The sequence below is a fragment of the Aquabacterium sp. A7-Y genome, from assembly GCF_026153205.1.
Taxonomy (GTDB): Bacteria; Pseudomonadota; Gammaproteobacteria; order Burkholderiales; family Burkholderiaceae_C; genus Caldimonas.
In genome coordinates, this window is sequence record NZ_JAPFBW010000005.1 from 231,820 (window position 1) to 249,140 (window position 17,321).

The window sequence follows — 17,321 nt, forward strand, 5'->3', positions numbered from 1 at the left end:
GGTCCGACGCAACTTCCTTCATCATTGACGATGCAACAAGCAGTCCTTGTCGTCCTGGCGGTCGCGGTCCTCGTCCTGCTGGCTTGGGTCTGGACACGCCGCCGCAAGCCCGCCATCCAGCGCGCCGGCAAGGCTCGCGGTGTCGAGGCGCTCGACACCCTGCTCGCCTGGACGCCCCAGCCCACCCGCATCCTCACCGGGCCGGAACGCGAAGCCTTCCTGTCGCTGCGCAAGGCGCTGCCCGAGCACCTGGTGTTCGTGCAGGTGCCGCTGGCACGTTTCCTGAAGGTCCCGACGCGGCACTCCTATGCCGAGTGGCTGCGCCGGGTGGGCCAGCTGTGCGCCGACCTGGTGATCTGCGACATGAATTCGCAGGTCGTCGCGGTCGTCGAGGTGCGCCAGCGCGAAGAGCAGGAGAGCAGCCGCAGCCGTCGGCGCCACGCGCGCATGGATCGCGTGCTGCTGGCCGCCGGGATCCCGCTGCATGTCTGGCTGGAAGACGAGATTCCGGCGCCGGCCGCCATCCGCGAGGCGCTGCTGAGCACGCCAGCCGGCCTGACCCAGGACGAAGGGGCGGCCACCGTCAGCACGCGCGGAGGAGCGGGTCGGCGTGACGCGGCCGGCAGCCGCGACACCGTGCCGGACGGGATGGAGATGACCGACCCGCCGCCGTCCACCTGGTTCGACGATCTCGAATCGGCTCCGGTACCGCTGGCCCCCACCCCGGCGGCCGGGCAGCGCAGGCGCCACTGAGACGGCGCCTGCGCGAGACGCCAGCCCGGCGCTCGCGGCAGAGCACCCTCCCGGGTCTCAGCTCAGCAAGGCCTGCGCGAACTCGCGCGCGTTGAAGGTCTGCAGGTCCTCCAGCTTCTCCCCGACGCCGATGAAATAGACCGGGATGGGCCGCTCGCGGGCGATGGCCGCGAGCACGCCGCCCTTGGCGGTGCCGTCGAGCTTGGTGACGATCAGCCCGGTCAGCTGCAAGACCTCGTCGAAGGCCTTGACCTGGGTCAGCGCGTTCTGCCCGGTGTTGCCGTCGACCACCAGCAGCACCTCGTGCGGCGCGCTGGCATCGGCCTTGGCGATGACGCGGCGGACCTTGCGCAGCTCCTCCATCAAGTGCAACTGGGTCGGCAGGCGCCCGGCCGTGTCGGCGATCACCACGTCGCAGCCGCGCGCCTTGCCGGCGCTGACGGCATCGAAGGTCACCGCGGCCGGGTCCCCCCCCTCCTGGCTGACGATCTCGACCCGGTTGCGGTCGGCCCACACCGCCAGCTGCTCGCGGGCTGCGGCGCGGAAGGTATCGGCGGCGGCCAGCAGCACCTTCTGGTCGGCCTCGGCCAGGTGGCGTGTCAGCTTGCCGATGCTGGTGGTCTTGCCGGCCCCGTTGACGCCAACCACCATCATCACGGTGGGCGTGAACTTGCCGACCTCCAGCCCCTTCTCCAGCGGCGCCAGCAGGTCGGTGATCGCGTCGGCCAGCAGGCGTTTCACCGCAGCCGGCTCGGTGGCCTTGTTTTCCTTCACGCGCCGCTTCAGGTCGCCGAGCAGGAATTCGGTCGCCTTCACGCCGGTGTCGGCCAGCAGCAGCGCTTCTTCCAGTTCCTCGTAGAGGGCGTCGTCGATCTGCGTGCCGGTGAACACCTGGGTCAGGCTGGTGCCGGTCTTGCGCAGTCCGGCCTTCAGCTTGTCCATCCACGAGCGGCGCTCCTCGACCGGCGCCGGCGCGGCAGCCGCGGGCACCTCCGCCGGCGGAGGCACCGGCACTGGAGCGGCCAGCGGTGTCGGCGCGGGTGTGGGCACCGGAGTCGCCGGAGGCGCGGGAGCCGGTACCGGGGCAGGCAGCGGTGCGGCCCGCAGGATCGGCGCGGAGACCGGCGACGGCAGCGTCACCGGCGCCGGCGCTGGCTCCGGCAGGGGCGGGGCAGCCGGCGCCGAAGGCGCGACCGGCACCTCCGCGGTCACGGGGGCGGGAGGGGCCTCGGGTTGCGACGCGGGGGCGCCGCGCCGGAAGAAGCTGAAGAAGGAGGAGCCGGCCGGCGCGGGGGCCGCGGCGGGGGTCTCGGCGACGGGCGGCGGCGCAGGCTCCTGCGCGGCAGGCCCGGGGGGCGCTTCGGGCGCCGGGGTGGGCGGCTTTTTCTTGAAGAAGCTGAACATAGATGCGTTGGAAGTAGCCCCGGATTCTAAGGACCCGGCCATGGCCCCCAGCGGGCCGAGGTCGAGCGGCGGCCCCTACAATCCAGCCGCCGTCGCCACCCGCCCGTCATGCCGCACCGCCCCGCCCGCCCTGCCCCGCCCCGCGAAGTCCGCATCATCGGCGGCCTGTGGAAGCGCACCAAGCTGCCGGTGGCCGACAAGCCCGGGCTGCGCCCGACCCTGGACCGGGTGCGCGAGACCCTGTTCAACTGGCTGGGCCAGGACCTGGACGGCTGGCACTGTCTGGATGCCTTTGCCGGTACCGGCGCACTGGGCTTCGAGGCCGCCTCGCGCGGCGCCGCGGCCGTCTGGATGCTGGAAGCCGATGCGCAGCTGGTGCACCAGCTCAAGACCACGCGCGACCGCCTGCAGGGCGAGGCCCTGCACATCGAAAACACCGACGCGCTGCGCTGGATGCGCGCCTCGGCGCCGGCACGCTTCGACCTGGTCCTGCTCGACCCGCCGTTCTCGGCCGGGCTTTTCGAGGCGGCGCTGCGAGCGGCGACGCCGCTGCTGCGTCCCGGGGGCTGGCTCTACCTCGAATCGGACGCGCCGCCACAGCCCTCCTGGCTGAGCGAGCTGGGCCTCTCGGTCTGGAGGGAAAGCCGCGCAGGGGCGGTCCATTTCTGTCTGCTGCAGCCCAGCGCCCCCTAGGCCGCACTGGCTACACTCTGAGACCTCAGGAGGAGCCCCCCAAAATGAACCGCACCACACCCCGTATCACGGCCGTCTACCCAGGCACTTTCGATCCCATGACGCTCGGTCACGAGGACCTGATGCGGCGCGGCAGCACGCTGTTCGACCGGCTCATCATCGCGGTGGCGGCGGGCCACCACAAGCGCACCATGTTCACGCTCGAGGAGCGTCTGGACATCGCGCGCGAGGAGGCGCGGCCCTACGGCAACGTGGAGGTGATGGCCTTCAGCGGCCTGCTGCGCGACTTCGTCGTCGCCCATGGCGCCCGGGTGGTGGTGCGCGGCCTGCGCGCGGTGAGCGACTTCGAATACGAATTCCAGATGGCCGGCATGAACCGCCAGCTGATGCCGGACGTCGAGACCGTCTTCCTGACCCCCTCCGACCAATACCAGTTCGTCTCGGGCACCTTCGTGCGCGAGATTGCCGTCCTCGGCGGTGATGTTTCCAAATTCGTGGCACCCTCGGTGTTGCGGCGCCTGCAGGACCGCGTGAAACAGGGCGCCTGAAAGACGAGAGCCGCCATGGCACTGATGATCACCGACGAATGCATCAACTGTGATGTCTGCGAGCCCGAGTGCCCCAACCAGGCCATCTCGATGGGCCCGGAGTTCTACGTGATCGACCCGCGCCGCTGCACCGAGTGCGTGGGCCACTTCGACGAGCCGCAGTGCGTGCAGGTGTGTCCGGTGGAGTGCATCCCCATCAACCCGGCGCATGCCGAAAGCCGCGAGGAGCTGCAGGCCAAGTACGAGCGGCTGCAGCGCGGCGAAACCGTCCCGGCCACGGCGTCAGGGGACTGAAGCGCGCGGGCTTCAATGGCTCCCCGAGCGGTGGGCCGGCCTCGAGCCCGGCTGCACGGCCACGAAATCGCCATCCCGAGCGCCGACCCCGCCGGCCTTGCCCGACTTGCGGCGTGACCGCCCGCGCGGCTCGGCCTCTTTCGACTCTTTCGGTAGCGCTGTGGTGTGGCGGATGCCGCCGACGGCCGGCCACGCGGCCTCGTGCTCGCGGCGCCGCTGCGCCAGTTCGTCGGCCTGCGCGCTCTGGCGTTCATGGCTCTGCTGCGCGGCGGCGCGCTCCTCTTCGCTGCGCGGATCGGCCGCCTCGACGACACGGCCGCCCTGGCCCGGCGGGCAGGCCTGCTCGGAATAGCTGTTGCCGCAGCGGTAGATCGTTTGGGCGATCGCGCCGCTCGAGGCAGCGATCGTGGACAACAGCAGGAGCAGGCAGCGTCGCTTCATGGCACCTCGGTGTCGAGTTGGGGGGGCTTGGGGGGTTTGGGCCGGGGCGGCTTGGCGTGGATGAGCCGCTGGGCGATGTCCATCTCGCCGCGCAGCAAGGCGTCGAGGGCGGGCAGCGTGCGCTCGATCGCCTGCTCCAGCGCGACCCGGTGCTCGGGGGAGGGTTTCCTCAGCACGTAGTCGGCGACCTCGTGCTTCACGCCCGGATGGCCGATGCCCAGCCTGAGCCGCCAGTAGTCGGGGCTGCCCAGTTGAGCGTGGATGTCGCGCAGGCCGTTGTGCCCGGCGTGGCCGCCGCCCTGCTTGATCTTGGTCTCGCCGGGCGCGAGGTCCAACTCGTCATGCGCCACCAGGATCTCGCCGGGCGCGATCTTGAAGAAGCGCGCCAGCGCCGCGACCGACTTGCCCGAGAGGTTCATGTAGGTCTGCGGCTGCAGCAGCCAGACCGGCCCGTCCACGTCGGGCAGCGGCCGGTTCACGCGCGCGACCAGGCCCCAGTAGCTCTTGTCGAGCTGCAGCGAGGCGCGCAGCTTGCGTGCCACCTCGTCGATCCACCAGAACCCGGCGTTGTGGCGGGTCGCTTCATATTCCGGCCCGGGATTGCCCAGGCCCACGAAAAGTCGAATCATGGGCGGGATTATCTGCTCGTGGGCCTGTACCGCCGGCCCACCGCGCGGCGGCACTATTGCACGGTCCCCCGCCCCATCGAGCCGATGCACGCCCTCGGGCCTCGCATAAACTCCACGTTCAACTCGCCGAACAACAAGGCGAATCCGTCTTCTCTGGAGGGTCCCATGCATTCACATCTGAAGGCCGCGCTCGTCGCGGCCAGTCTGCTGTCGCTCGTCGGTTGCGCGACGGAGAGCTCGCGCAGCCTGCCCGTCGAACAGGTCCAGGCTGCGGCGGCGCCTTATTCGGGCACGCGCACAGCGGTTTCCGTCGGCAAGTTCGACAACCGCTCCAGCTTCATGCGCGGCGTGTTCTCCGACGGCGTGGACCGCCTGGGCAGCCAGGCCAAGACCACGCTGATTGCGCACCTGCAGCAGTCGCAGCGCTTTTCCGTGCTGGACCGCGACAACCTGGCGGAGACGAGCCAGGAAGCGAAGCTGCAAGGCAGCGCCCAGGCGCTGCGCGGATCGGCCTACGTCGTCACCGGCGACATCTCGGAGTTCGGGCGCAAGGAGGTCGGCGACCACCAGCTGTTCGGCATCCTGGGACGCGGCAAGACGCAGGTCGCGTATGCCAAGATCACGCTCAACATCGTCAACGTCCTCACCTCGGAGGTCGTGTTCTCCGCGCGCGGCGCCGGCGAGTACCAACTCTCGAACCGGGAGATCGTCGGCTTCGGCGGCACCGCGAGCTACGACGCCACGCTCAACGGCAAGGTGCTCGACCTGGCGATGCGTGAGGCGGTGGACAAGCTGGTGTCCGCGAAGGATGCGGGCCAGTGGGGCCAGGAGGTGCGTTGATGAGCCGCTCGACCTGGGCCCGCCGGCTCCTGCTGGTCGGGGCCATCGCCGTGCTCGCCGGATGCGCGAACCGAGGCACGGCCCCCTTGTACCTGTGGGAGAGCTTTCCCAGGCAGCAGTACCAGACGCTGCTGCGTGAAGGCTCGGACACCGAGGCGCAGATCCGCGACCTGGAAGCCCACGCCGAGAAGGCGCGCGGTAGCGGCGCCGCCCTGCCGCCCGGGTTCCGCGCCCACCTCGGCATGCTGCACCTCAGCGTCGGCAATGCGGATCAGGCGCGCCAGCTCTGGCAGGCCGAGAAGGCTGCGTTTCCCGAGTCGGCGCCCTACATGGACCAGCTGCTGAAGCGGCTGGACGCGCCCGTGAAGACGTCGAAGAACGAGAAACCCGCATGAAGCCCACCCCGCTGTCTCTCTGCGCCGCCCTCCTCGGCGCGGCCCTTCTCGGCGGCTGCGCAACCCAGCCGCCTTACGACTACTCGGCCTTCATGAAGGCCAAGCCGGCCACCCTGCTGGTGATGCCGCCGGTGAACGGATCGCCCGACGTCAAGGCGTCGCCCAGCGTCTGGTCGCACGCCACGCAGCCCTTGTCCGAGGCCGGCTACTACGTGCTGCCCGTCACCCTCGTCGACGAGACGTTTCGCCAGAATGGCGTGACCACGCCCAACGACGCCCAGGACATTCCGTATCCCAAGCTGCGCGACTTCTTCGGCGCCGACGCGGCCGTCTATTTGAAGGTCAACCAGTACGGCACGAGCTACGCCGTGCTGAGCAGCGAAACCCGCGTCGAAGTCGAGGGGCGCATCATCGACCTGCGCAGCGGCGAGCTGTTGTGGCAAGGCAAGGCGTTCGCGACCTCGGCCGAGCAGCAGCAGCAGTCGCAGGGCGGCCTGGTCGGCCTGCTGGTGACCGCCGTGGTCAAGCAGATCATCGGCACGGTGACCGACGAGGCGTACAAGTACGCCGGCATCGCCAACCAGCGCATGCTCGGCGCGCCACGCTACAACGGCGTGCTGCCGGGCCCGCGCTCGCCCTATTACGGGCAGCCTCCGGTCACGAAGTAAAGGCCGGCGCGCGGGCCTGCCTGCACCACCACCGGTGCCTGGGTCATTGAAGGATCGAACGAGAAGGAAATCGCTCGAGGACCGCGGTTGAGGGGTGTGCCGCTGCGTCGGGCAGACAGCAGCGGCAGGTCCAGGTGGATGAATACCGCCAGGCCACGTCCGCCGTGGCATCGGCGCCCGAGAACTGTCTCCGGGCGAGCTTGGGGTCCTTTGAGAGAAGAGAACACCCAAAAATGCAAAAGCCCCGCCTCGGCGGGGCTTTTCGACACGCGAGGTGTCAGGCGAAGATCACTTCTTGCCCTTGCCCTTGCCCTTGCCGGCATCGGCAGCGGGGGCCGGGGCGGCCTCGACGATGACTTCCTCGACCGGAGCGACGACCGTGGCGATCACCGGGTTCGGGCGGCCGTGCGTCACGACCTTGACGCCCTTGGGCAGCGTGATGTCGTTGACGTGCAGCGACTGGCCCTTGTTCATGTTGCCGAGGTCGACTTCGAGGAACTCGGGCAGCTGCGAAGCCAGGCACTGGATCTCCAGGTCGGCGATGACGTGGCTGATCGTGCACTTCTCGGTCTTGACGGCCGGCGAGTTCTCTTCGTTGATGAAGTGCAAGGGCACCTTCTTGACGATCTTCGTCTTGGGATCGATGCGCTGGAAGTCGATGTGCAGGACCTGCTGCTTGTAGGCGTGCATCTGAAGGTCACGCATCAGCACCTTCTCGACCTGGCCGTTCAGTTCCATCTCGAGGATGGAAGAGTGGAAGGCTTCCTTCTTCAACGCGTGGTACAGCGCGTTGTGATCCAGCTCGATCATCTTGGGCTCGCCGGCACCGTAGACGATACCGGGCACCTTGTCGGCGCGGCGCAGGCGGCGGCTCGCTCCGGTCCCCTGCAGCTGGCGCTCATATGCGACGAATTTCATTCATCTCTCCAATCAACGTAGGCGTCCGCGACCAGACGCAAATCGGGCCGCCGGATGCCTGGACGGCGGGCGGCCCACTGACCGGGGCCTCACGGCCGCCGGTTTTGTTCACGGCATCAGAAGTTGTTGTTCTGCTCCGAGAACAGAGACGTCACCGATTCGCCGTCGGAAATGCGGCGGATGGTTTCGGCAAACAGGAAAGCCACCGACAGCTGGCGGATCTTGGTGATGGGCTTCGCCGCCTCGACCAGCGGGATGGTGTTGGTGATGACCACCTCGTCCAGCTCGGAGTTGCGGATGCGCTCCAGCGCCGGGCCCGAGAAGACGGGGTGGGTGCAATACGCATAAACCGACTTGGCCCCGCGCTCCTTGAGCACCTCGGCAGCCTTCACCAGCGTGCCGGCGGTGTCGATCATGTCGTCCATGATCACGCAGTTGCGGCCCTCGATCTCGCCGATGACGTGCATCACTTCCGAGACGTTGGCCTTGGGACGGCGCTTGTCGATGATCGCGAGGTCGCAGCCCAGCTGCTTGGCCAGTGCACGGGCGCGCACCACGCCGCCGACGTCCGGCGACACGACCACCAGATCGTCGTAGTTGCGCGACTTCAGGTCCGACAGCAGCACCGGCGAGGCGTAGATGTTGTCGACCGGAATGTCGAAGAAGCCCTGGATCTGGTCGGCATGCAGGTCCATCGTCAGCACCCGGTTGATGCCGACGACCTCCAGCATGTTGGCCACCACCTTGGCGCTGATCGGCACCCGGGTCGAACGCGGGCGGCGGTCCTGGCGAGCGTAGCCGAAATAGGGAATGACGGCCGTGATGCGACGGGCCGAGGCGCGCTTGAGCGCGTCGGCCATGATGCACAGCTCCATCAAATGTTCGTTGGTCGGCGCGCAGGTGGGCTGGACGATGAACACGTCGCGCGCGCGCACGTTCTGCTGGATCTCGACGGTGACCTCACCGTCGGAAAAACGCCCCACCGAGGCCTGCCCCAGCGCGATGCCGAGGTGGTTGGCGATCTCTTGCGAGAGCGAGGGGTTGGCGTTGCCGGTGAACAGCAGGGTGTCGGACAGCATCTTCCTCTCCGTCGAGGGCTACAGTGACAGTGTCGGAACCGTCTTGAAAATCGTCACCCCGGCACACACGCACCAGCACGGGCATCGCTCAAAACTGCAGAACCTCTGGAGCGTCACTCTCGGAAGAATGCGGTCCAGAGGTTCCGGGATGGTTTGGCAGGGGAGGAAGGATTCGAACCCTCGAATGTCGGAATCAAAATCCGATGCCTTAACCGACTTGGCGACTCCCCTACACAGGCCCTCGTCGCCGTCGAAACGGCAGCGCCGGCCCAAAACTTGTCGCGCTCAGTCTGTCGCCCAACCCTTGAGCGGGTGAGACTCCAGACTCCGGCATTGTCGCCCGATCCAGCCTTCGGGAAGCTGAAGATCTGAAAAATTCAGATCTTTCGGAACGCCATTGCCATCAATCACATGCCTTGCATCCAGCCTCGCGAACACCGCACTGCCCGAGCCTGTCATCCGGCTGTTGCCGAAGCGGCTGTGCAGCAACTTGGCGGCTTCCGCGACCTGCGCGCACAGCGCTTGTGCCGCTGCTTGCATGTCGTTCTTGCCGAAGCCGTTTTGCTGTGCAAGAAAGTCCATGACTATAGCAGGCCTTGTATCGCGTGCCAAGAGGGGACTGCCAAAAATTTCCTTCGTCGGCAGACTCGCCGCCGGTTTGACGACAAAAAAGCGTTCGCTCGCCAGCTGCAGGGGCGTGAGCTGCTCGCCAATGCCTTCGACCCAGGCCGGCCCGTCGCCGAGAAAAAACGGCACGTCCGCGCCGAGCGTGGCGCCGAGCGCCGTCAGCCGCGCGCGCGGCCAGTGCAGCCCCCAGAGCCGGTTCAGCGCGAGCAGCGTGCTGGCGGCGTCCGAGCTGCCGCCGCCCATTCCGGCACCCCAGGGCACGTTCTTCTGGATCGAGATGTCGGCGCCCAGGCTCGTGCCGCTGGCGGTCTGCAGCGCCCGCGCGGCGCGCAGGCAGAGGTCGTCGGCCGGGAGCGCCGCACCCAGGTCGTGGCGCGTGATGATGGCGTCCGCGCGGCGCTCGAAATGCAGCAGGTCGCACCAGTCGATCGGCACGAACACGGACTGCAGCAGGTGGTAGCCGTCGGCGCGCCTGCCGATGATGTGAAGGAACAGGTTCAGCTTTGCCGGAGCCGGCACGTCGTAGAGGGCCTTCATCGGGGACTCGGTCGGGAGGCTCAGGACGGATCGAGCTTGGCGCGCACCGTCACCGCGGGGAGCGTGAGGCGTACGGCCGTGATCAGGCGGTCGGCGGCCTGCGCCAGCCGGACCTGCCAGCCCAGTTGCACGAAACCGGGGGCGCCGTCGGGCAGCGGCTCGCTGGGCGCCTCGCTCCAGGGGCGGCCGCGCAGCCAGTCGAACAGCGCGGCCACCGGCAACGCTTCGCCGACCATCTCGCGGGTCAGCTCGTCGAGGTCGGCGAAACGGCGTGTCTGCCCGTCGGCACGCAGCCAGGCTTCGCCGGGTTGCCAGGAGGCCACGGCCAGCAGACTGCCCAGCGGCGACGCCAGACGCAACTCCCCCCGGCTGGGCTCGCCCAGCAACTCGAAGCTGCCACTCGAGGAGCGCGGCTTCGCGTTCGGTGCATCGGGCTCGACGCGCACCGCGAGCCGGCCGGAGAGCGCCACCGGCAAGACCTGCTCGGAGCCCGCCGTCGAGGGCTGACGGGTGGCACAGCCCGACAGCACACACAACAGCGCCGCCAGCAGCCAGCCGCCGGCGCCCAGCCGCCGCGCTGCGGCGCGGGGTCCGGGCGTCGGCTTCACAGACCCACCTTCAGCCGCGCCAGGGTTTCCTTCAGCACGTCGTTGGCCGCGTCCTTGTCGCGCCCTTCGCGCCACACCTTGCGGGCCTCCTCCTGGCGGCCGAGCACCCACAGCACCTCACCCAGGTGGGCCGCGATCTCGGCGTCGGGACGGGCGTTGTAGGCGCGCTGCAGGTGCTGCAAGGCCTCTTCGCGGCGCCCCATGCGGTATTCGATCCAGCCCAGGCTGTCGATGATGAAGGGCTCGTTGGGCGCGAGCTCCAGCGCCTTTTGCACCAGGTCGCGGGCTTCCTGCAGCCGCGTGTTGCGGTCCGCCAGGGTGTAGCCGAGCGCGTTGTAGGCGTGGAAATGCTCGGGCTTGAGCTCGATGACACGGCGCAGCAGGCGCTCCATCTCGTCGGGACGCTGCAGCTTCTCGGCCATCATGGCCTGCTCGTAGAGCAGGTCGGCGTCGTCGGGGTAGCGGCCGTTGGCCAGCACCATCACCCGATAGGCCTCGGACCAGTTTTTCAGGTCGCGCATCAAATGCGACTCGGCCAGCAGCTTGGAGCGCCCGTCCTCGGCGCTGCGCTCGGGCGAGGCTTGGATCAGGGCACGCGCTTCGGGCACCCGGCCCTGCTTGGCGAGCAGCGCCGCACGCCGCACCTGCACCGTCAGCGGGTTCTGTGCGCTGTCGATACGGGCCAGCCAGCCTTCGGCCTGCCGGTAGTCGCGCTGCTCCTCGGCCGCCTGGGCCAGCAGCAGGTAGGCCTGGGTCAGCCCTTCGGCGGGCGACACCAGGGTCGCGTCGGCCTCCTCCGACTCCGTGTCAGGCCCGGTTTCGTCCTCGCCCGCCGGTGCGCTCACGGGCACCGCCGGCTTGGCGGCAGCGACCGCCGCAGCCGCTGCGCTGTTCAGTTCGACATAGCGTCGCAGCGCCAGCTCGGCCTCGCGCGGCTGCTTGAGTTCGAGGCGCAGCGCGCCCAGGCTCAGCCAGGCCGGCGCGAGCTTGGGGTCGGCGCGAGTGGCCTGCTCCAGCTGGGCAGCGGCTTCGCCATAACGCTGCAGGCCGACCAGCGAGCGCACATAGGCCAGGCGCAGCGGCCCGCTGTCGGGCTTGGCCTGCAGGTAAGCCTTGAGCAGCGGCTCGGCGGCCGGCTGCGTCGGCAGCAACTCGAGCGCCAGCAAGGCCGCGGCTTCGCTGCCCGGATCGACGCGCTGGGCCTGGCGCGCCAGCTCCAGCGCCCGCTCCGGCTCCTGCGCGAGCAGGCGCATGCGACCGTTGGCGACCAGCACCGCGGCCTGGGTCTGCGGGATGGTGGCGTAGGGCTGGAGCGCCTGCTCCAGCACCCCGGCGACGTTCTTGACGTCGGCTGCGCGGGCAAACAGGCGGGGCAACAGCACGATGGTGGCGGGGCGCTCGTCGGCTGGCGTATTGGCCAGCAGAGCGCGCAAGGGGTCGAGGGCCTCCGCGCTGCGGTTCAGGCCGACCAGCAGCTGGGCGGCATAACGGTGCGCCTCGACCGAGCGCGGCACGGAGGTGCGCCAGGCCTGGGCGGCCGCCAGCGCCTGCTCACCGGCCCGCCCCTGTACCGCGATCTCGACCGCACGTCGGAACAGCCGCTCGTCGCCGGCCTTGCGTGCGCCGTCCAGCAGGATCTCGTAGGCCGCCCCGGGGTTGCCGGCCCGCAGTTCCATCTCGCCGATCAGCAGCTGATAGAACAGCCCCGCGTTGAGTCCCGAGTTCGACACCGCCTCGGGCCCGGAGGCCGCGGACGCGGGCGCGGCAGGTGCGACCGGGCCCGGCTCGGCGGCAGCGATGGCCGCGGGCCAGGCGGTCAGCACACCGGCTAGAGCAGCCGTCACCGACAGCAGGCGGAACAAGGGGGCGGCACGCGGCATAAATGGACACTCCTGAAACGGGGGATGCAAATATCGCGCCCCCATGCCGCTCTGATTCTACGGAGCGGCCGATAATTCCCCGATGCCTGAGTTACCGGAAGTTGAAGTCACCCGGCAAAGCTTCGCCGACCGCATCCGCGGCGCGCAGGTCGAGGCGGTGCGCATCGGCAAGCCCTTGCGCTGGCCGCTGGGCTGCGACCCGGCCGAGCTGACCGGCCAGCGCGTCGGTGAGGTGACGCGCCGCGGCAAATACCTGTGGCTGGCGCTGGAGCGCGGCGGACTGCTGCTGCACCTCGGCATGTCGGGCTCCCTGAGCTTCGCGATCGAGGCCGGTCCTGCCGGCCCGCACGACCATTTCGACCTGCAGACCAGCCACGGCCTGCTGCGCCTGCACGACCCGCGGCGTTTCGGCGCGGTGGTGTGGTCGAGTTCGCTCCAGCACGACCCTGCCTTGAAGCTGCTCTCGAGCCTCGGGGTCGAACCCTTCGACCCCGGCTTCACGGCGGCCCACCTGCACGCCAGCCTGCGCGGCCGGCGCGTCTCGATCAAGCAGGCCCTGCTGGCCGGCGACGTCGTGGTCGGGGTCGGGAACATCTATGCGTCGGAGGCGCTCTTCAGTGCCGGCATCGATCCCCGCACGCCGGCCGGCCGCGTCGGCCCGGCACGCTGCCAGCGCCTGGTCGACGCCGTGCGCGCCACCTTGACCCGGGCGCTGGAGGCCGGCGGCTCGACCCTGCGCGACTTCCGCGACGCGCAGGGGCACAACGGTGCCTTCCAGCTCGAAGCGCGGGTCTACGACCGGGCCGGCCAGGCCTGCCGGGTCTGCGGCAGCGTGATCCGCCGCATCCAGCAAGGCCAGCGCTCGACCTTTTTCTGCCCGACCTGCCAGAAGCGCTGAGCACAACCGCGGCGGCGCCCGCGCGCCGTGGGCAACAGCCGGTAACAGCTGCACAGAGTGCGTTCAAGAAACGCGGCGTCACCGCCACAGCGCCGGCTGCCGACCTTGACCGGACGACCTTGGGCTACCATCCTGAGGTCTTCGTTGTCCCACCCCCCGGCGTATCTTCCATGGCCCCGTCCTTTGCCAACAAGCTCGACGCGCTCAGCGCGTGGCGCACCGGTCTTGAGTCGCGGCTGAAGGAGTTGTCGCGCTTCCTCTTCGACCACGATCTGCTCGACCAGCCGGCATCCGAGTTGCTCGATGCCCTGACGCAGCGCCTGGCCGGCGAGAAGCTGGTGGTCGCCTTCGTGGCCGAGTTCTCGCGCGGCAAGTCGGAGCTGATCAACGCGATCTTTTTCGCCGACACCGGGCGCCGCATCCTGCCCGCCACGCCCGGCCGCACCACCATGTGCCCGGTGGAGCTGAGCTACGACGAGGACGAAACACCGTCGCTGCGGCTGCTCGACATCGACACCCGGCTGCACAACCAGTCGCTGGGCGAGTTGCGCGGCCACGCTGCGGCCTGGAAGCAGGTGCCGCTGAACGTCAAGCGCCCCGACCAGCTGGCCGACGAGCTGCTGCAGGTCATGCAGACCAAGAAGGTCGCGCTCGACGTCGCCCGCGAGCTGGGCTTCTGGGATGACAGCCGCCCCCACGACAACCCGCCGCTCGACGCCGACGGCCATGTGGAGGTGCCGGCCTGGCGCCACGCCATCATCAACTACCCCCATCCGCTGCTCAAGCGCGGCCTGGTGGTGCTGGACACCCCGGGTCTCAACGCGATCGGCGCCGAGCCCGAACTCACCGTGAGCCTGCTGCCGTCGGCGCACGCCACCGTCTTCATCCTGGCGGCCGACACCGGCGTGACCAAGTCCGACCTGGCGATCTGGCGCGATCACCTGTGCGGGCAGGCGCTGGCGCGTTATGTCGCGCTGAACAAGATCGACACCTTGAGCGATCCGCTCAGCCCGCAGGCCGAGGTCGAGATCCACATCGCGCGCCAGCGCGCCCAGACGGCGCACACCCTGGGCGTTCCGGAAACCCGTGTTTTCCCGATCTCGGCCAAGCTGGCCCTGACCGGCCGCGTCGCCGGCGATGCCGACGACCTGCGTGCCAGCCGCATCCTGGCGCTCGAGGACGCGCTCGGCCAGCAGCTGCTGCCGCAGCGTCGCGAGGTGCTGCAGCAGGCCGTGCTGGACGGCATCGCCCACATCGATGCACAGGTGGGCCGCAGCCTGACCGACCGACGCCGCCAGATGTCCGAGCAGCTGCTGGAGCTGCGCGGGCTGCGCGGCAAGAACACCACCATGGTGGGCATGATGCTCCGGCGCGTCGGCACCGAAAGCGCCGAGTTCGAGCAGTGCATCTCGCGCGTGCAGGCGATGCGCGCGGTGCACACCCGCATGCTGAAGGACGCGCTGCTGACGATCAGCAACGACATCGTGCGCGAGCGCACCGAGCTGCTGCAGGAGAAGCTGCGCGGCGCCATCCTCAACCTCGGCGCCAAGCGCGCCTTCTCCGAGATGTGCGCGACCTTGCGCAGCCGGCTGTCCGAAGCGCAGACCAAGGGCAGCGAGATCCACGAGATGCTGGGCGCCTCCTTCAACAAGCTGAATGCCGAGTTCGGCTTCGGCCTGTCGGCGCCCAAGGAGCCCGACCTGTCGCGTTTCATCCGCGACCTCGACCTGATCGAGCGCAACTACATCCAGTACCTGGGCCTGACGCACGCCCTGCGGCTGTCGCAGGGCCGTTTCATGGAGCAGTTCCGCCGCATGCTGGTGTCCAAGCTGCGGGTGGTGTTCGAGGGCGCCAGCGGCGAGCTCGAGCTCTGGAACAAGTCCGCCTCGGCCCAGATCGACTCCCAGCTGCGCGACCGGCGGCGCAACTTCAAGCGCCGCCGCGAATCGCTCGAGCGCGTGCAGAGCGCGAGCTCCGAGCTGGAGGCCCGCATCCACGAGGTCGAGGCTCAGGAAGAGCGGCTGCGCGAGCTGCAGAGCCGCCTGGCCACGCTGCTGCAGGCCTTGCACGCCGCAGCCACCGGCCCGCTGCCCGCGGCCGCCGCCCTCGCGCAGTCGCAACCGCTGGCCGGCACGGTGGCAAGCCACTGATTGTTTTCCCGGCCCGGTCGCGCCCGTCGGCGCGCTCAGGCGCCTTGCTGTCATGACCGGACCGACCCTGACCTCTGCCCTGCCGCCGAACGACACCTCCGCGGCACCGTCCACCCTGCCCGACTTCGAGACCCTTTGCGCGAGCTTCGCGCCGCGTGTGGTCGACTGGCAGCGCCAGCACGGCCGGCATCGGCTGCCCTGGCAGCAGACCCGCGATCCCTACCGGGTCTGGCTCTCGGAAATCATGCTCCAGCAGACCCAGGTCAGCACGGTGCTCGGCTACTACGAGCGTTTCCTGCAGCGCTTTCCCGACGTGGTGGCCCTGGCCGACGCGCCGCTCGACGAGGTGCTGGCGGCCTGGAGCGGCCTGGGCTACTACAGCCGCGCCCGCAACCTGCACCGCTGCGCCCAGGTGGTGCGCGACCAGTGGGCCGGGCACTTCCCGCCCCGCGCGGCGGATCTCGCCGAGCTGCCCGGCATCGGTCGTTCGACCGCGGCCGCGATCGCGGCGTTTTGTTTCGGCGAGCGGGCGGCCATCCTGGACGGCAACGTCAAGCGGGTGCTGACCCGCGTGCTGGGTTATGGGCAGGACCTCGCGTCGAGCCGCCATGAGCGCGAGCTGTGGACGCTGGCCGAGCAGCTGCTGCCGGCCGGAGGTCTCGGCATCGAGAGCTACACCCAGGGCCTGATGGACCTTGGCGCCACCATCTGCCTGGCGCGCTCGCCGAGCTGCCTGCTGTGCCCGGCCCAGGGGGTGTGCCGCGGTCGTGCCGAAGGCCGGCCCGAAGCCTACCCGGTCAAGACCCGCAAGCTCAAGCGCTCGCGGCGCGAGAACTGGTGGCTCTGGCTGGAGCATGAGGACAGCGTGTGGCTGACGCAGCGCCCCGAGACGGGCGTGTGGGCCGGCCTGTTCTGCCTGCCCGAGTTCGCCAGCCTGGCGGCCCTCGAGGACGTGGCGGCCCCGCTCGGCGGCACCGCCACGGCCCAGGCCACCATCGAGCACGCGCTGACCCATTTCGACTGGGTGCTGCACCCGGTGCGGCTGCCGGTGGATTCGGCTCCGGCATGGCGCGGCGGCCAGTGGGTGCCTTACGAGCGCCTTGGCGAGGTGGGCCTGCCGGCGCCGCTGCGCAAGCTGCTGGCGCGGCGCTGAAGCGCCGGCCTCAGGCTTCCAGGATGCGCTTCTGGCGCAGGAACTGGTGCACCAGCTGCAGCCGCACCAGCGGATCGTGCAGCTCCATCAACTTTTGGCGTGCGGCCAGCGGGATGGGCAGGATCTCGCACCAGCGGTTGGCGATCCAGCCGGCATCCTCGAAGCGGTAGGGCTCGAGGAAAGGCACCGGCCCTTCCTTGAGCTTCATCGTCTGGATGACGCGGGCCAGTGCCGTGGCGGCGCCGACCAGCTCGGCGCTGGGCAGCTGCGGGGTGTCGGGGGCGATCAGCTCGGCCTGGGCGGTCCACAGCCCGCCGGCTTCCTGGGTGCTGCCGCTGGCTGAGAAGCGCTGCGTGCCGCGGCAGCGCACGTGCAGGATGCCCGGCTGCGTGCTGTCGACATCGATCAGCTCGGCCAGGCAGCCGACCGTTTCGAACTCGATCGTATCGGCCGCCAGCTTCACCTCCTGGCCGCGCTTGAGCGCGACGACACCGAACGGGCGCTGCTCGCGCAGGCAGTCGCTCATCAGGTCGAGATAGCGCGCCTCGAAGACCTTGAGGCCGAGCAGACCGTCCGGGAACAGCACGGACTGCAGCGGGAACAGCGGCAGCGGGGTCATGACCGCACCCCGCTGTCCGGGTACGGCCAGCGACCCTCCGAGAGGGTCGGGCCTTGCTTGGGGCGGCCCGGCGCCGCGGCCCGGGGAGAGGACCGCGCCCCGCTGTCCGGGTACGGCCAGCGACCCTCCGAGAGGGTCGGGCCTTGCTTGGGGCGGCCCGGCGCCGCGGCCCGGGGAGAGGACCGCG

19 protein-coding genes and 1 tRNA gene are annotated in these 17,321 nt (G+C 69.6%); 10 read left to right on the forward strand and 10 right to left on the reverse strand.

Annotation, left to right across the window (positions count from 1 at the left end; all coding sequences use genetic code 11):
- The first annotated feature begins 30 nt into the window (after positions 1 to 30).
- Positions 31 to 753 (forward strand): DUF2726 domain-containing protein, encoded by a 723-nt coding sequence (locus OOT46_RS06345; RefSeq protein ID WP_265402747.1) that lies wholly within the window; start codon positions 31 to 33, stop codon positions 751 to 753.
- Positions 754 to 810: 57 nt separating this feature from the next.
- Here the strand turns inward: OOT46_RS06345 and ftsY are convergent, their stop codons facing one another.
- Complete coding sequence (gene ftsY, locus OOT46_RS06350; RefSeq protein WP_265402748.1) at positions 811 to 2,157, reverse strand: signal recognition particle-docking protein FtsY; 1,347 nt, start codon at positions 2,155 to 2,157, stop codon at positions 811 to 813.
- Positions 2,158 to 2,265: 108 nt separating this feature from the next.
- Here ftsY and rsmD point away from each other — a divergent pair, with 108 nt between their 5' ends.
- From rsmD to OOT46_RS06365, 3 genes are read left to right on the forward strand one after another with little or no spacing between them, the layout of a single operon-like run.
- A complete protein-coding gene (gene rsmD, locus OOT46_RS06355) occupies positions 2,266 to 2,850 on the forward strand; it encodes a 16S rRNA (guanine(966)-N(2))-methyltransferase RsmD (RefSeq protein ID WP_265402749.1) in 585 nt (194 codons plus the stop codon).
- Between the two features lie 44 nt (positions 2,851 to 2,894).
- On the forward strand, positions 2,895 to 3,398 hold the full coding sequence (gene coaD, locus OOT46_RS06360) for a pantetheine-phosphate adenylyltransferase (RefSeq protein ID WP_265402750.1): 504 nt from the start codon (positions 2,895 to 2,897) through the stop codon (positions 3,396 to 3,398).
- Between the two features lie 15 nt (positions 3,399 to 3,413).
- The gene (locus OOT46_RS06365; protein WP_265402751.1) at positions 3,414 to 3,692 is read left to right on the forward strand and encodes a YfhL family 4Fe-4S dicluster ferredoxin; all 279 of its coding nucleotides are present in this window, start codon (positions 3,414 to 3,416) and stop codon (positions 3,690 to 3,692) included.
- A gap of 12 nt (positions 3,693 to 3,704) precedes the next feature.
- Here the strand turns inward: OOT46_RS06365 and OOT46_RS06370 are convergent, their stop codons facing one another.
- The gene (locus tag OOT46_RS06370) at positions 3,705 to 4,133 is read right to left on the reverse strand and encodes a DUF4124 domain-containing protein (RefSeq protein ID WP_265402752.1); all 429 of its coding nucleotides are present in this window, start codon (positions 4,131 to 4,133) and stop codon (positions 3,705 to 3,707) included.
- Positions 4,130 to 4,762 carry an aminoacyl-tRNA hydrolase gene (gene pth, locus OOT46_RS06375; RefSeq protein WP_265402753.1) on the reverse strand — a complete coding sequence of 211 codons (633 nt, stop codon included), beginning with the start codon at positions 4,760 to 4,762 and terminating at the stop codon, positions 4,130 to 4,132. Before pth ends, OOT46_RS06370 begins: the two co-directional genes overlap by 4 nt.
- A gap of 165 nt (positions 4,763 to 4,927) precedes the next feature.
- Here pth and OOT46_RS06380 point away from each other — a divergent pair, with 165 nt between their 5' ends.
- From OOT46_RS06380 to OOT46_RS06390, 3 genes are read left to right on the forward strand one after another with little or no spacing between them, the layout of a single operon-like run.
- Positions 4,928 to 5,602, forward strand: coding sequence for a CsgG/HfaB family protein (locus tag OOT46_RS06380; RefSeq protein ID WP_265402754.1), 675 nt, complete (start codon positions 4,928 to 4,930; stop codon positions 5,600 to 5,602).
- Positions 5,602 to 5,997, forward strand: coding sequence for a DUF4810 domain-containing protein (locus OOT46_RS06385; protein WP_265402755.1), 396 nt, complete (start codon positions 5,602 to 5,604; stop codon positions 5,995 to 5,997). The genes OOT46_RS06380 and OOT46_RS06385 overlap by 1 nt, the downstream gene beginning before the upstream one ends.
- Positions 5,994 to 6,665 (forward strand): DUF799 domain-containing protein, encoded by a 672-nt coding sequence (locus OOT46_RS06390; protein ID WP_265402756.1) that lies wholly within the window; start codon positions 5,994 to 5,996, stop codon positions 6,663 to 6,665. Before OOT46_RS06385 ends, OOT46_RS06390 begins: the two co-directional genes overlap by 4 nt.
- Before the next feature lie 288 nt (positions 6,666 to 6,953).
- Here OOT46_RS06390 and OOT46_RS06395 read toward each other — a convergent pair whose 3' ends face one another.
- The 6 genes from OOT46_RS06395 to OOT46_RS06420 form a co-directional block, all read right to left on the reverse strand.
- Complete coding sequence (locus OOT46_RS06395) at positions 6,954 to 7,583, reverse strand: 50S ribosomal protein L25/general stress protein Ctc (protein ID WP_265402757.1); 630 nt, start codon at positions 7,581 to 7,583, stop codon at positions 6,954 to 6,956.
- Positions 7,584 to 7,699: 116 nt separating this feature from the next.
- Entirely contained in the window at positions 7,700 to 8,662 is a 963-nt protein-coding gene (locus OOT46_RS06400) for a ribose-phosphate pyrophosphokinase (protein WP_322114237.1), read from the reverse strand.
- A gap of 154 nt (positions 8,663 to 8,816) precedes the next feature.
- Positions 8,817 to 8,893 (reverse strand) — tRNA-Gln (locus tag OOT46_RS06405).
- Between the two features lie 54 nt (positions 8,894 to 8,947).
- Complete coding sequence (gene ispE / locus OOT46_RS06410; RefSeq protein ID WP_265402758.1) at positions 8,948 to 9,826, reverse strand: 4-(cytidine 5'-diphospho)-2-C-methyl-D-erythritol kinase; 879 nt, start codon at positions 9,824 to 9,826, stop codon at positions 8,948 to 8,950.
- A 20-nt stretch (positions 9,827 to 9,846) separates the two neighbouring features.
- Positions 9,847 to 10,434 (reverse strand): outer membrane lipoprotein LolB, encoded by a 588-nt coding sequence (locus OOT46_RS06415; RefSeq protein WP_265402759.1) that lies wholly within the window; start codon positions 10,432 to 10,434, stop codon positions 9,847 to 9,849.
- Positions 10,431 to 12,314: a tetratricopeptide repeat protein gene (locus OOT46_RS06420; RefSeq protein WP_265402760.1), complete on the reverse strand. Its 1,884-nt coding sequence runs from the start codon at positions 12,312 to 12,314 to the stop codon at positions 10,431 to 10,433. Before OOT46_RS06420 ends, OOT46_RS06415 begins: the two co-directional genes overlap by 4 nt.
- Before the next feature lie 82 nt (positions 12,315 to 12,396).
- On the opposite strand from OOT46_RS06420, the gene mutM reads away from it, so the two are divergent.
- The 3 genes from mutM to mutY all read left to right on the forward strand — a co-directional run bounded on the left by mutM (position 12,397) and on the right by mutY (position 16,515).
- Positions 12,397 to 13,212, forward strand: a complete 816-nt coding sequence (mutM, locus tag OOT46_RS06425; RefSeq protein WP_265402761.1) for a bifunctional DNA-formamidopyrimidine glycosylase/DNA-(apurinic or apyrimidinic site) lyase — start codon at positions 12,397 to 12,399, stop codon at positions 13,210 to 13,212.
- A 170-nt stretch (positions 13,213 to 13,382) separates the two neighbouring features.
- On the forward strand, positions 13,383 to 15,362 hold the full coding sequence (locus OOT46_RS06430; protein ID WP_265402762.1) for a dynamin family protein: 1,980 nt from the start codon (positions 13,383 to 13,385) through the stop codon (positions 15,360 to 15,362).
- 79 nt (positions 15,363 to 15,441) lie between these two features.
- A complete protein-coding gene (gene mutY / locus OOT46_RS06435) occupies positions 15,442 to 16,515 on the forward strand; it encodes an A/G-specific adenine glycosylase (RefSeq protein WP_416136156.1) in 1,074 nt (357 codons plus the stop codon).
- A gap of 10 nt (positions 16,516 to 16,525) precedes the next feature.
- On the opposite strand, the gene OOT46_RS06440 is transcribed toward mutY, so the two are convergent.
- Positions 16,526 to 17,134: an LON peptidase substrate-binding domain-containing protein gene (locus tag OOT46_RS06440; RefSeq protein ID WP_265402764.1), complete on the reverse strand. Its 609-nt coding sequence runs from the start codon at positions 17,132 to 17,134 to the stop codon at positions 16,526 to 16,528.
- Between the last annotated feature and the right edge of the window lie 187 nt (positions 17,135 to 17,321).